The organism is Pseudomonadota bacterium (assembly GCA_016719885.1).
Taxonomy (GTDB): domain Bacteria; phylum Pseudomonadota; class Gammaproteobacteria.
The window spans coordinates 288,063-300,874 of the sequence record JADJYF010000001.1; the positions used below are offsets into that span (position 1 = coordinate 288,063).

General features: G+C 66.3%; 13 protein-coding genes. 3 read left to right on the forward strand and 10 right to left on the reverse strand.

Annotated features, from left to right (window positions below; genetic code table 11):
• Positions 1-38: 38 nt before the first annotated feature.
• Both IPM80_01305 and IPM80_01310 read right to left on the reverse strand, forming a co-directional pair.
• Entirely contained in the window at positions 39-674 is a 636-nt protein-coding gene (locus IPM80_01305) for a glutathione S-transferase N-terminal domain-containing protein (protein MBK8957080.1), read from the reverse strand.
• A 33-nt stretch (positions 675-707) separates the two neighbouring features.
• On the reverse strand, positions 708-2,510 hold the full coding sequence (locus IPM80_01310; protein MBK8957081.1) for an ATP-binding cassette domain-containing protein: 1,803 nt from the start codon (positions 2,508-2,510) through the stop codon (positions 708-710).
• 120 nt (positions 2,511-2,630) lie between these two features.
• On the opposite strand from IPM80_01310, the gene IPM80_01315 reads away from it, so the two are divergent.
• From IPM80_01315 to IPM80_01325, 3 genes are read left to right on the forward strand one after another with little or no spacing between them, the layout of a single operon-like run.
• Complete coding sequence (locus IPM80_01315) at positions 2,631-3,224, forward strand: DUF938 domain-containing protein (protein MBK8957082.1); 594 nt, start codon at positions 2,631-2,633, stop codon at positions 3,222-3,224.
• Positions 3,225-3,261: 37 nt separating this feature from the next.
• Positions 3,262-4,866, forward strand: coding sequence for an AMP-binding protein (locus tag IPM80_01320; GenBank protein ID MBK8957083.1), 1,605 nt, complete (start codon positions 3,262-3,264; stop codon positions 4,864-4,866).
• Positions 4,863-5,642, forward strand: coding sequence for an SDR family oxidoreductase (locus tag IPM80_01325; GenBank protein MBK8957084.1), 780 nt, complete (start codon positions 4,863-4,865; stop codon positions 5,640-5,642). The genes IPM80_01320 and IPM80_01325 overlap by 4 nt, the downstream gene beginning before the upstream one ends.
• 49 nt (positions 5,643-5,691) lie before the next feature.
• Here IPM80_01325 and gloA read toward each other — a convergent pair whose 3' ends face one another.
• The 8 genes from gloA to IPM80_01365 form a co-directional block, all read right to left on the reverse strand.
• A complete protein-coding gene (gloA, locus tag IPM80_01330; GenBank protein ID MBK8957085.1) occupies positions 5,692-6,198 on the reverse strand; it encodes a lactoylglutathione lyase in 507 nt (168 codons plus the stop codon).
• Positions 6,199-6,295: 97 nt separating this feature from the next.
• The gene (locus IPM80_01335; protein ID MBK8957086.1) at positions 6,296-7,375 is read right to left on the reverse strand and encodes a DUF1631 family protein; all 1,080 of its coding nucleotides are present in this window, start codon (positions 7,373-7,375) and stop codon (positions 6,296-6,298) included.
• A 285-nt stretch (positions 7,376-7,660) separates the two neighbouring features.
• Positions 7,661-8,227 (reverse strand): hypothetical protein, encoded by a 567-nt coding sequence (locus IPM80_01340; GenBank protein ID MBK8957087.1) that lies wholly within the window; start codon positions 8,225-8,227, stop codon positions 7,661-7,663.
• A 23-nt stretch (positions 8,228-8,250) separates the two neighbouring features.
• Positions 8,251-8,655: a hypothetical protein gene (locus IPM80_01345; protein ID MBK8957088.1), complete on the reverse strand. Its 405-nt coding sequence runs from the start codon at positions 8,653-8,655 to the stop codon at positions 8,251-8,253.
• A gap of 310 nt (positions 8,656-8,965) precedes the next feature.
• Positions 8,966-9,367, reverse strand: a complete 402-nt coding sequence (locus IPM80_01350) for a carboxymuconolactone decarboxylase family protein (GenBank protein ID MBK8957089.1) — start codon at positions 9,365-9,367, stop codon at positions 8,966-8,968.
• A gap of 32 nt (positions 9,368-9,399) precedes the next feature.
• Positions 9,400-10,482, reverse strand: coding sequence for a branched-chain amino acid aminotransferase (locus IPM80_01355; protein ID MBK8957090.1), 1,083 nt, complete (start codon positions 10,480-10,482; stop codon positions 9,400-9,402).
• Between the two features lie 34 nt (positions 10,483-10,516).
• On the reverse strand, positions 10,517-11,455 hold the full coding sequence (locus tag IPM80_01360) for an aminotransferase class IV (GenBank protein MBK8957091.1): 939 nt from the start codon (positions 11,453-11,455) through the stop codon (positions 10,517-10,519).
• Between the two features lie 9 nt (positions 11,456-11,464).
• Entirely contained in the window at positions 11,465-12,799 is a 1,335-nt protein-coding gene (locus tag IPM80_01365; protein ID MBK8957092.1) for a hypothetical protein, read from the reverse strand.
• Between the last annotated feature and the right edge of the window lie 13 nt (positions 12,800-12,812).

Consider the following 12,812-nt stretch of genomic DNA (forward strand, 5'->3'; position numbering starts at 1 on the left):
CGGACTGAGTGGGGATCAGATGTGCGGGGCAGCTTACGTCAGGCCTCGGCGCTGGGCCGCGCCGAGACCTTGGCGTACCAGGCGAGCGTGCGGGTGTTTTGCGGCGGGATGGCGAATTTGACCCAGGCCACGAAGTCGACGGCGCACAGCGCGGTGATGTCGGCCATGGTGTAGATATCGCCGGCCACGAACTCGCTTTCGTTGAGATAGATCTCCAGCCACTTGAAAAAGCGCGCGATGGATTGCGTGCCGCGCTCGACGAGCCCGGGAATGGCCGGTATCACCTCACCCCCGGCGCCCGGCAGCGAGCGCTGCGCAAAATTCGGATGCTGATTGCGAAATACTTCCGAGCCGCCAATCATGCCGTCGAATTCCATCTTGCGCTGGCGCGATTCGACGATCGCCATCTCCTTCGCATTGCGGCCGAGCAGCGGCGGCTCGGGTTGCACGCATTCGAAATAGCGGCAGATGGCCATCACCTCGTCGAAGCGCGTGCCGTCGTCGAGTTCCAGGGTGGGCAGCAGGCCGCGCGGATTGATGGCGAGAAACTCCGGTTTCAGATTGTCGCCCTCCAGGATGTTTACCTCGATGGTCGGCAGGCTGATGCCTTTCTCGGCAAGGAAGATGCGCGCGCGGCGCGGGTTGGGCGTGATCTTGCTGTCATAGAACTTCATTGCATGGGGCTCCTGGGATGACTGCGTCGGGAATCAGGCCGGCAGCGCCGGGTCGGTGGTCGCGCCGTCTTTGAACTGCAACTCGGCAAGCCGTGCATACAGGCCGCCTTCCTCGCTGAGATCGGCATGGGTGCCGCTGGCGACGATGCGGCCGGCATCCAGCACCACGATGCGGTCGGCGCTGCGCACGGTGGCCAGCCGATGGGCGATGACCAGCGTCGCGCGATCGCGCATCAGCGCTCTCAAGGCTTCCTGCACCAGCAGTTCCGATTCCGCGTCGAGCGCGCTGGTCGCCTCGTCCAGCAACAGGATGGCCGGCTGCTTCAATACTGCGCGCGCAATCGAGATTCGTTGCTGCTGGCCGCCCGACAGGCGCACGCCGTGTTCGCCAACCTCGGTCGCGTAGCCCTGCGGCAGCTTGTCGATGAAGTCGGCGGCCGCGGCGGCGCGCGCGGCGGCGCGCACTTCCTCGTCGCTCGCATCGGGCCGGCCGTAACGGATGTTCTCCATGATGGTGTCGGCGAACAGCACGGTGTCCTGCGCGACTATCGCGATGCGCTGGCGCAGCTCGCGCGGCGCGACGCGTGCGATGTCGACGCCATCGAGCAGGATGCGGCCCTGCTGCGGCCGATAGAAGGCCAGCGCCAGGGCCAGCACGCTGCTCTTGCCGGCGCCCGATGGCCCGACCAGGGCGATGGTCTGCCCTCGTTCGAGGTTCAGGTTGAAATCGGTGAGCGCCGGCGGCGTGGGGCGGGATGGATAGCTGAAGCCCACGCCTTCGAATCGCAACTCGCCGCGCGATGGCAGCGGCAGCGTGTCGGGCACCGCGGGCAGCGGGTGGTCGGGCTGCACCGCCAGCAGTTCGACCAGCCTGTCGGTCGCGCCTGCCGCTTGTTGCAAGGCGCCGAAGATCTCCGACAGGCCGGCGGTCGAGCCGCCGGCGAACACCGCGTACAGCAGGAACTGGCCGAGTTCGCCGCCGCTCATGCGACCGCTGACCACATCCTGCGCGCCGATCCACAGCACCAGTACCAGTGCGCCGAACACCATGGTGATGGCATAGGCGGTCAACAGGGCTCGCTGGCGGATGCGACGGCGCGCGGCGTCGAACGCGCCTTGCACGCTGGCATCGTAACGAGCGCCGTGCAACTGTTCGAGCGTGTAGGCCTGTACCAGCGGCATGGCGTTCAATACTTCGCCGGCGAGCGCCGAGGTGTCGGCCAGCCGATCCTGGCTGGCGCGCGACAAGGCGCGCACGCGACGCCCGGCAAGGATGATGGGCACCACCACCAGTGGGATCACGAGCAGGATGATGCCGGTCAGGCGCGGGCTCGTGATTGACAGCATCACCACCGCGCCAAACAGTGTCAGTGAACTGCGCAGGGCTATCGACAGGCTGCTGCCGACCACGTTCTGGATGAGCGTGGTATCGGTGGTGAGTCGCGACAGCAGTTCGCCGCTCTTGGTCACTTCGAAAAAGCTCGGGCTCAAGCCGAGCACATGGCGGAACACCGCGCTGCGGAGATCCGCCACCACCCGTTCGCCCAGCCACGACACCAGGTAGAAGCGCAGCGCGGCGAAGCAGGCGGTCGCCACCGCCAGCGCGAACAGGCCGAGGAAATAGCGGTTGACCGACGCACTGTGGGCGGCGCTCAAACCGCTGTCCACCACGTGGCGCACCGCGACCGGCATGGCGAGCGTCGACAGCGCCGCCGCCAGCAGCGCCAGCAAGGCCGCCGCAATCACCCGATGGTAGGGAGTGAGGAAGGGGCGCAGGCCACGCAGGCCGCTGAAGCGGTAGCGTGGCTTGGCGGCGGGGTCAACGGCTGCGTTCATGGCAAGGGAGGCGCGCTGCGCTTTCGAAGTGGCGCGTGACCATAGCACAGTGCGTTGTCGGCGCTGTCGCGCTATCGATCTGGCGGTGCCGAGCGCTGCGCCGCTGGATAGAATCGCGCCATGAGCCGACCGTTCAATCCCGCTGCCGAGCGCAACAAGGCGCCCATCCTTGCCGTCATCGAGCGTTACCTGCTGCGCGCCCGCACGGTGCTGGAGATCGGCGCCGGCAGCGGTCAGCACGCGCTGTTCCTGGCCGCGCAGTTGCCGCATCTGCGCTGGCAGGCGAGCGAACAGCCCAGCCAGGTGGCGGGACTGCGCGAGAATCTCGCCGGCGCGGGCCTCGCCAACCTGTGCCCCGCCATTGCGCTCGATGTGCAGCGCGAGCCCTGGCCGCTGGCGGTGGTGGATGCGGTATACGCCGCCAACGTCGTGCAGTGCATGACTTCGCCGGCATTGGCCGCGCTGTTTCGCGGCGTCGGCGCGCACCTGGCCGCCGCCGGCGTGTTCCTGCTGTATGGTCCGTTCAATCGTGACGGCCGTTTCACCAGCGAAGGCAACCAACAGCTCGACGCCTGGGCGCGCTCGTTGGATGCGGATTTCGGTCTGCGCGATCGCGCGCTGCTGGAGCAATTGGCCGCCCGCCACGGCCTCGTGCTGGACGACGATCACTGCATGCCGGCCAACAATCAGCTGTTGGTGTGGCGGCGCGCCTGATGCCGATGACTTCACCTGCCCTTGACGCTTTTTATCCATGACAGCCTCGCCCCTGCCACTCGCCGAACTGCTCGCCGCCGCGCCCGCCACCGACATCGCCGTCCATTACCAAGGCCGCGCGTTCACCCACGGCGAATTGCTGGCCGAAAGCCGACGCGTCGCGGCGGGACTGGCGGCGCGCGGGGTGGGTGAAGGTGATCGAGTAGCGGTGTGGTTGCCCAACATCCCGGCCTGGTTGTGCCTGATGTTCGCCTGCGCGCGACTCGGCGCCATCCTGGTGTCGGTCAACACGCGCTTTCGCACCCACGAAGTGGCCGACATCGTGTCGCGCGCCGGCTGCCGCGTGCTGGTGCTGTGGCCCGATTTCAAAGCCATCGATTTTGCCGGCATTCTCGCCGCCATCGAGCCGGCTGCCCTGCGCGGCGTGGAACAGGTGATCGTGTACGACGAAAGTGGCAACGCGCCGCGCGGCGAACTCATCACGGGCGTGCCGCATAGCCGCTACGCGGATCTCGCCACGCTCGAGGATGACGTTCCGCAACTCGGCAGCGCCGCACATCGCTGCGTGATCTTCACCACTTCGGGGACCACCAAGGCACCGAAGTTCGTCTGCCATGTGCAAGGCACGGTCGCGCGCCATGCCCACGACGTGGCGGTGGCCCTGGGCATGAACCGCGCTGGCGCAAAAGTGTTGCAGGCTTTGCCGCTGTGCGGCGTGTTCGGCTACACCCAGGCGCTGGCGGCGTTGGCGGCGCGCGCGCCCATGATCATGTTGCCGGTGTTCGACGCGGTACTGTGCGCGCGCCTGCTGCGCGAACTCGGCATCACGCACATGAACGGCGTCGACGACATGATGGACAGGATGTTGGCGGAAGTGGACGGGCCGCTTGCCTTTCCGAGCCTCGAACACTTCGGCTATGCGCTGTTCAACCCGGCGCTGGAGGACATCGTCGAACGCGCCGCCGCGCGCGGCGTCACACTACGCGGGCTGTACGGCATGAGTGAATGCCATGCCTTCTATGCATTGCAGCCGCTCGAACTGCCGGCCAGCGAACGCCGCAAGGGCGGCGGACGCCCGGTCGCCGCCGAAGCGCGCGTGCGCGTGCGCGATCCGGACAGCGGCGCGCTGCTCGGGGTCGGCGTCGCCGGTGAACTCGAGATCAGCGGCCCCAGCCTGTTGCACGAATATTTCGGCGACCCGCAGGCGACCGCCGCGACCTTCACCGCCGATGGGTTCCTGCGCACCGGCGATCTCGGCTACCTCGAAGCCGATGGCCGCTTCTGTTACGTGGCGCGCATGGGTGACGTGATGCGCCTCGCCGGCTTTCTGACCAGCCCGCTCGAGATCGAATCGGTCATCGACGAACACCCCGCGGTGCACAGCAGCCAGGTGGTGGCGGTCGAGGTCGACGGCGCGCCGGCCGCGGTCGCCTTCGTGCTGCCCGCCGCGGACAGTGTCGACGCGCGGCAGGTCATCGACTTTTGCGCGGCGCGGCTCGCCAGTTACAAGGTGCCGAAGCGGGTGTTCACGCTCGATGCCTTCCCGACCACCTTGAGCGCCAATGGCACCAAGATCCAGAAAAGCCGGCTGCGCGTGCTGGCGCAGGAATTGATCAACGACACGGGGGATAAACACGCATGACACGTTTGAGTACATTGAGTCGCAGCATCGCCGGCAAGGTCGCGCTGGTGACCGGCGCGGCGAGCGGCATGGGCCGCGCCACGGCGCACCTGTTCGCCGACGAGGGCGCGCATGTCGCCGTCACCGATCTCGATGCCGCCAAGGTGCAGGCGGTGGTCGACGAGATCAAGGCGGTGGGCGGTAGCGCCGAGGGCTGGACGCTGGATGTCAGTTCCAATGCCGATCGGGAGCGGGTGGTGGCGGGCATCGTCGCCAAGTGGGGCGGGCTCGACATCCTGGTCAACAATGCCGGCATCTCGAACGAGCTGCCGATCGAGGCCGCCGACTACGAGCAGGTGTGGGACCGAACCCTGGACGTGCTGCTGAAATCCCAGGTGATGCTGATCCGTACTTGCCTGCCGCACCTGCTGAAGTGCGGGGCGGGACGCATCGTCAACATCGCCTCGACCGAAGCCTTGGGCGCAAGCCGTGGCTACAGCCCTTACACCGCCGGCAAGACCGGCGTCATCGGCTTGACGCGTTCTTTGGCGGTGGAACTCGCGACGCGCGGCATCACGGTCAACTGCATCTGCCCCGGTCCCATTCGCACCGGCATGACGGCCGGCATTCCGGAAGAGGCCAAGGCGGAGTTCGCACGCCGCCGCGTGGCGCTGCGCCGTTATGCCGAACCCGAGGAGGTGGCGCAGGCGACGCTCAACTTCGTGCTGCCGGCCGCGCAGTACATCACCGGCCAGCACCTGGCGGTGGATGGCGGACTGACGATACGCAACGCCTGATGTTCAGCTGACGCCGGCCGCGTCGTCGGCCGGCGTCGAATGAGTGCGGTCAGGATGCGACGATCGCGCTCAAACCGCGCGGGCTCAGGATCTCTATCCAGTAGCCGTCCGGGTCCTTGATGAAGGCCAGTCCTTTCATCTTGCCGTCGTCGGCGCGCTTGACGAATTCCACGCCCAGTTTTTCGAATCGCTCGCAGGCGGCATAGACGTCGGGCACCGAGACGCCGATGTGGCCGAAGCCGCGCGGATCGCTGTTGCCGTTGTGGTAGCCGGCGAAATCGGGGTCGGACTCGCTGCCGTAATTGTGAGTCAGTTCCACCAATGCCGGACGGCCAAACACCCAACGCGCTCGCTCCGCGCGGTCGCTGGGAATGGTTTCACCTTCGCCCAGGTAGCCGACGAAATAGAGCGAGAACTGCATGTCGGGAAAGTCGTAGCGGTCGAGCAGGGTCATGCCCAGCACGTCCTGGTAGAAGGCAACCGAGACCTTGGGATCGCGAACCCTGAGCATGGTCTGGTTCATGACATATCCGGCGGTGGGTGAGGCGCTGGCCATCGCGTAACTCCGTAGTGCTGAATGAAGGCGAACCGACCGCGTATGACGCGGCGGCGGCAATATACCTTGCCGCCGGGCGCTTGGCAGCGCTCGTGGCTCAGTCGATGCGATCGAATGCGCGCGGCACGCGCTCGTCGTCGAGGGTCTTGTCGATGGCGTCGTAGAGTTCGCCCAGCAAGGGCACCACGCGCAGACGGATGGCGTCGTGCAGACAACGGCGCACACGCGGCGAATCGCAATACTCGACCGTCGCCTGCCACAGGATGCGGCATGCGGTGGCGGGTTGCAGCGGGTTCTCCTGCGGGTCCAATGGGTGGCCCAGCACGTTGGCCAGGCGCACGTTCAGCTGGAACAGCTTGAGCTTGAATTTCTCCGCGGCGGCGTGACCGATGGCGATGATGGTCGAATCCTGTTCAATCTCCTCATCGTCCACCACGCCGATGCGCGGACCGTCGCCGGCGTCGGCGCGCTTGAGCAGTATCGGGGCCACCGTCAGTTCCTGGGTCTGGTCGAGGTCGCTTACCACAGCGAAGGCCTGCAGGAACTGGCGTTCGATGGTACGCCCGATGGGAATGGCCTTTTCATCGAGCAGGTCGGCCTCGCTGCGCGCTTCGCGTGCCTGCGACGGCGTCGAGGTGTCGGCCTCGTGGCGCAGGCGGCGACCGGTCTCGGTGCGCAGCGTCCAGATGATGTTGGGCAGCAGTTTCTCGGCGGTCTTGCGGCAGGCGAGCATGATCTTGCGATGTTCGGCCGAACGGCCGCGGCGACTTTGCAGGGGATCACCGACACGCGCTTCGACTGCCGCCTGGGCGATGGCCTTGAGTGCGGTGCGGAGATTGTCGTCCTGGCGCTTGAAGCGCACGCCCAGGCCCACCGGCGTACGCCACATTATCTGCACTGGCGACTGCACTTTCTGGCTACTGCCGTCGGTCAGGCGCACGGAGAATTCCAGGCGCGCGCTGGTGCCCTGCTCGAGCGCTTCGCGGCCGGGCTCGGGCGTCTTCAGATCGATCTTGAGCGCCATGCCGGTGCTGCTGATGTCTTCGATCGTGCACGCAACCGCGTTGTTCTTGCGATCGAACACGATCGCGGGCAGCGAGACCTCATGTCTGATGCTGCCGCGACGACGACCCCAGTCATCGGGTCTGGTCAGGCCTTCTACTTGTTCGTCTATCACGCTGCCGTTGATTCCGCTCGCATTCGCCTATAGACCGGCTTGAACCGCCGCCGCGCTACCAGGCGCGACTTGGCTGCGGGTCACGAAGTGACCCGGTACCTTACCACCGCTGGCGCTGGGAATGGAATCAGGAATTTCGGAAAAACAGGAATTTGCGACGTACTGTCGATGGACTACATCGCGTGCGGGCAGCAAGCTACGGGTGAGATGCGCGATGCGCCGAGAAGAGTGCGTCGGGAGGGAGCGCCGGGGCCGCCGTGACGACGGCCCCGCAAGTATCTTCGATCAGTATCCGGGAGGCGCCGGTGTGCCGGGCGGAGGGTAGTTGCCGCCGGCCGGCGGCACGGTCACCGGCCCGCTCGGCGGCGGCGCGACGTAGCTCGGCTGGGTCTGCTGGTAGTTGGCGACGCTCGCCGGTACGGGCACCTGGTGACCCTTGGCATACATGCACTGGATGTAGGCGTCGTCGTAGCGTTGCTGTGCCATGTAGCCGCCCGAGGCATAGGCGTCGGTACCGGCGGCGCTGCCCAGCACCAGGCCGCTGCCGGCACCGATCGCGGCGCCGGCGCCGGCATTACCGGACGCCGCGCCGAGCAGCGCACCCGCGGCGGCGCCCACCGCCGTGCCGACCGCGGCGCTGTTGACGCCACTGTCGGACGCATTCTGCTGCGGCGACCTGATGCCCAGGGCCTGCTGCGCATAGCTCTGGCATTGGTAATCGTCGGCACGAAACTGGTCGAACGATGCGCCGTTGCCCGGCAGGGCCATCATGCTCGGGCCGCTCGGGTAAGTGGCGCAGGCGCCCAGCGCGCCGCACAGGGCGAGGACGGCGAAACGTGAGGGGGTATTCATCGGGTTCACTCCTGCGAAATGGATCAGCGCGCGGGCGGCTGCACGGTGCGCGGGTCTACCGACACCCACGGTTGGCTGCAGCTCTGCACGTAGGGGTAATAGCCGGCCGGATTCTGGCAGTAGTACCAGGTGGACGGCGCGGCGGCGGGCGCCGAGTACGAAGGCGCGGCCGGTTGACGCTGGATGTACACCGGCGGCTCGCGTTGTTCGATGATCACCGGTGGCGGACTGTAGACGTAGGGCCGGTAGGGATAGAAGAAAGGATCAGGACCCCAGTAGAAAGGATCGTTGAAGTAGAAGCCGATGCTGCCGCGGTAATGGCCGCCGTGGCCGTGACCATGTCCATGTCCGCCACGCGCGGCTGCCGAAGCGGCGCACGCGGTCAGCAGCAGCAGCACCAAGAGGCGTGCGGTCGACTGTTTGCCCATGTTTTGAACGCTCCTTTGTTGGATGTCGCGACCTCGCGGCCACCACCTTTGTGCAGGGTAGACGTCACGCGGCGCAAATGGTTGCCGGTGATACGCGCCGACTTTGCCCCCGATCATGATTGCGCTTACAGCGACATCGCGAGCCCGGGCGGCGCGTCGACCAACGACAGCGAAAGGCACACTAGGCCGGGCGACTAAACTCGTCCTGAACCAGACGCGCATGATCGCGCACGGCTACCAGTTTGATCATGACAGCCGCTCGCGAGGCGTGCCGTGATCGACGCCACGCCTCGGCCTGCAAGCGCCAGGCTCAGCTCCGCACTTTGAACAGCTCGTCGACCTCGACCTGCAGCGTCGACACCAGTCCGTTGGTGTGATGCGCCATGCCGATCACGGCCAGCAGTTCTCCATACTGCGCATCGCTCATGCCCTTGGCGCGCGCCGCTGCGGTGTGGGAGTGGATGCAATACTCGCAGGAATTCGCGACCGACACCGCGATGTAGATCAGTTCCTTGGTCAGGGGGTCGAGCGCGCCGGGCGCCATCACCGCCTTGGCGCTTTCCCAGGTGCGCTTGAGCTGCTGCGGGTTGATGGCCAGCGCTTTCCAGAAGTTGTTGATGAAGTCGGTGTTGCGGGTGGCGCGGATGTCGTCATAGACGGCGCGCACGTCGTCGTTGGCGTCTTCGTATTCAATGAGGTGTACGGTGGTCATGTCGCGTGCTCTGTCGTTCCAGGAAAAAGGACTTATGTGGCCGGCACGGTGATCTTGCGCGTCCAGCCATAGGGATCGGGCCGTTTGCCGGTCTGCAGACCGGTCAGTTCGGTGTGCAGGCGCCGCGCCACTGCCCCGGGTTGGCCGTCGCCCACCTGGATGTCGCGGCCTTCGAAGTACATATGGCCGACCGGCGCGATGACGGCGCCGGTGCCCATGCCGAAGATCTCGGTGATGCGGCCGTTGGCGAGCCCGTCCAACACCTCGCTGATGGCAATGCGGCGCTCCGTGACGGTGTAGCCGAGGTCCGGCGCCATCTGCAGCAGCGAGCGCCGCGTCACGCCATGCAGGATGGCGCCGGTCAAGACCGGCGTGACGATGTCACGGCCGTCGAACACGAAGGCGATGTTCATGGCGCCGACCTCGTCGATGTAGCGGCGCTCGACGCCGTCCAGCCACAACACCTGCTGGTAGCCCTTGGCCAGCGCCACTTCGGTGGCGGCGATCGAACCGGCGTAGTTGCCGGGCGTCTTGGCTTCGCCGGTGCCGCCACGCACGGCGCGCACGTAGTCGTCGGACACGTATACCGAGACCGGCGCGAAGCCGGCGGCGAAGTAGGGCGCGACCGGCGACAGGATGATGTAGTGCAGGTACTCGCGGCTGGCGCGCACCTCGAGGGTCTTCTCCGTGGCGATCATCACCGGGCGGATGTACAGCGCCGTGCCTTCGCGGTCCGGCACCCAGCGGTGATCGAGCGCCACCAGGGTTTCCATGGCCTCGACGTGCAGGGCCGCATCGACGCTCGGCATGCCCATGCGCCGCGCCGACTCGTTGAAGCGCTCTGCGTTGCATTGCGGGCGGAACAGGTTGATGTGACCGTCGGGACGTCGATAGGCCTTGGTGCCGTCGAAGATCATCTGGCCGTTGTGGTAGACCGTCGCCGCCGGGTCGAGCGTGATCGGCGCGTAGGCGTCGATGCGGGCGTCGTGCCAGCCGCGTTCCGGGTTGTAGCGCTGGGTGAACATGCGCGTGGAAAAGTGGCGGCCGAAGCCGAGCTGCTCGGGCAGCACCACGTCGCGCTCGGCGACGTCAAGGATGCGAATGGATGAACTCATGAAGGCACTCGTGGGTATCGATGAACAGGTTTGATCAGGGCAGCACGCGGGTGGTCCAGCGCGGGTCGTCGTGGGCATCCCAGTACGCCTGGCGCAGTGCCAGCGTGGTTTCACCGGGACGTCCGTCGCCCACCGCCTTGCCGTCCAGGCGCGTCACCGGCATCACGCCGCCGGCGGTGCTGGTGATGAAGATCTCGTCGGCCCGCGCGAGGCGCTCGGGCCCGAACATGGTGACCTCGGTGGCGATGCCCTGGCCGCGCGCGAGCTCCATGACGGTGTCGCGGGTGATGCCGAGCAGCACGCCCGAGGCCGGCGTCCAAAGGCGGCCTTCGCTCAGCACGAACAGGTTGAAGCCCGGCCCTTCCGTCACTTCGCCCGCCGCGTTCAGCAGCACCACGGTATTGGCCTCGCGCTCGAAGGCTTCGAACAGGCCGCGGGTCAGGTCCCCCCAGTGGAAGTTCTTGACCGTCGGGTCGACCGCGTCGGGCGCGATGCGCACCACCTCGCGGGCGATGGCGAGGTGCGTGCCGCGCAGTTGATCCTCGGGCTTCACCAGCCACACGTAGGGCACGGCGAAGGCGTAGAAGCGGTTCTTGAAGTTGCGTGGATCGCGGTCGCCGGGCGGCGGTGAGCCGCGCGTCACGATCATCTCGACATAGGCGTCGGCGAGGCCGCTGCGGCGCACGCATTCGATCAGCACTTCGCGCATGGCCTCGCGCGTGAGCGGCGGATTGAGTCGCAATGCGCGCCACGAACGCTCGAAGCGCGCGAGATGGTCGTCGAGGCGAAAGAAACTGCCGCGCCATGTAGCGATCACGTCGTAGGTGCAGTCGGAGCGCGTGAAGCCGGTATCGGTGATGGGGATGCGCGCCGCGTCTATCGGCACGAACTCGCCGTCGACGTGCGCGCAACCGGCGGCGTAGGCCGGATCGGATGTCGTACCGTGCAAGCCTGGGCTGGCGGGTGTGCTCATGGCCGGTCCTCAGAAGTTGTAGGACAGGTAGGTCTGGATGACCCAGAAATTCTTGTCGCCATAGACCTGGCGGGCCGCCGCGTTGGGCGTCGACCATGCCACGCCGGCGTAACCGAAGAAACGATCGCCGACGAAATGTTCGACGCCGAAGTTGAGTTCGTCCGCCCAGTTGGTCTCGGTCAAGGGCGTCGCGAAGTAATGGGGCTCTTCGAGCTGGTGATGGTAGTAGTAGAACGTCATCGACCACTGCGGGCGCGGGAAGGTCTTGAGCTTGACCATCTGCGTAATCTGGTTCTCGTTGTACAGATGGTATTCGCCGGCGATCTCGCCCTGGTACCAGGTGTCCCAGTCACGCCGGAAGATGGTGTAGAACAGGCCGCGATACTCTTCGTTGGCGCGCGTACCCGGATCGTCGCCCTGCATCCACGAGTAACGATAGGACAGGCGCGTCAGCCACGGCAGGCCGGGCACGGTGAATTCGCCCTCGGCGTACCAGGCGGTGGCATCGTTGGGCATGCCGCCGCCCTGGATGTCGCGGCCGCGCTCCAGCACCCATTCGCCATAAAGTTTCAGGGCCGGCACGCCCGGCACCTTGATGCCGGCGCCGCGCAGGTTCCACACCTTCATGCCGTCGTAGTTGAAGGCGCCACCCTGCAGGATCTCGAGGTACATCGCGCCCAAGGTGCCGAAGGTGTCGGCGGTGGTGGTCTCGATGTTGATGCCGGCGACGCGCGCGTCCTTGAAATCGGTGTCGGTGCGCAGCCAGAACAGGTCGGCGCGCAGTGGCTTGGTGTTGACCTTGAGGATGGCGGTGTTGCGCCAGGACAGGAATCCCCCTGACCAGTACTGGCCGTTCTCGCCGCCCTTGTTGTAATTGCCGTCGCCGATGATGAAGCCGTCGCCAACCGAGAATTCCTGGCCGCCCACCGACAGGTCGAGCACCTCGTTCTTCCAGCCGAGATAGGCATGATCGGTGCTCACCGCCCAATCACCGGCGCGCGCCACCTGACCCGAGAGCTCACCGTCAAGCTGGGTGGTGGCCGCCACCACCGACAAGGCGCCATAGAGCGATGAGTCTCCCACCAGCGCTTGATGCGCCAGCGGCAGGCTGAGATCCACCTTGGGCTTGGCGACGAGATAGGCCACCGAGCGCTCGGTTTCACCGGGGCTGTCGATGGCGCCGAAGCCGTAGTTGATGCCTTCGCCGTACTGCAGGGCGAGGATGGTCTTGAAACTGGGCTTGAGGTCGAGCTGCCCCAACCGCACCGATTCGAAAGCCTGCGCCGCATGCGTCGCGAGCGCGCTCGCCAGCAGCACGCCGAGCGCGCATGTGTTGTCTGTCATATCCCCTCCAACC

Bases quoted from the DNA above. Each gene is read 5' to 3' on its own strand.
- IPM80_01310 (MBK8957081.1), bottom strand. From the start codon at position 2,510: ATGAACGCAGCCGTTGACCCCGCCGCCAAGCCACGCTACCGCTTCAGC.
- gloA (MBK8957085.1), bottom strand. From the start codon at position 6,198: ATGGCCAGCGCCTCACCCACCGCCGGATATGTCATGAACCAGACCATG.
- IPM80_01360 (MBK8957091.1), bottom strand. From the start codon at position 11,455: ATGAGCACACCCGCCAGCCCAGGCTTGCACGGTACGACATCCGATCCG.
- IPM80_01315 (MBK8957082.1), top strand. From the start codon at position 2,631: ATGAGCCGACCGTTCAATCCCGCTGCCGAGCGCAACAAGGCGCCCATC.
- IPM80_01355 (MBK8957090.1), bottom strand. From the start codon at position 10,482: ATGAGTTCATCCATTCGCATCCTTGACGTCGCCGAGCGCGACGTGGTG.
- IPM80_01325 (MBK8957084.1), top strand. From the start codon at position 4,863: ATGACACGTTTGAGTACATTGAGTCGCAGCATCGCCGGCAAGGTCGCG.
- IPM80_01340 (MBK8957087.1), bottom strand. From the start codon at position 8,227: ATGAATACCCCCTCACGTTTCGCCGTCCTCGCCCTGTGCGGCGCGCTG.
- IPM80_01320 (MBK8957083.1), top strand. From the start codon at position 3,262: ATGACAGCCTCGCCCCTGCCACTCGCCGAACTGCTCGCCGCCGCGCCC.
- IPM80_01350 (MBK8957089.1), bottom strand. From the start codon at position 9,367: ATGACCACCGTACACCTCATTGAATACGAAGACGCCAACGACGACGTG.
- IPM80_01345 (MBK8957088.1), bottom strand. From the start codon at position 8,655: ATGGGCAAACAGTCGACCGCACGCCTCTTGGTGCTGCTGCTGCTGACC.
- IPM80_01305 (MBK8957080.1), bottom strand. From the start codon at position 674: ATGAAGTTCTATGACAGCAAGATCACGCCCAACCCGCGCCGCGCGCGC.
- IPM80_01365 (MBK8957092.1), bottom strand. From the start codon at position 12,799: ATGACAGACAACACATGCGCGCTCGGCGTGCTGCTGGCGAGCGCGCTC.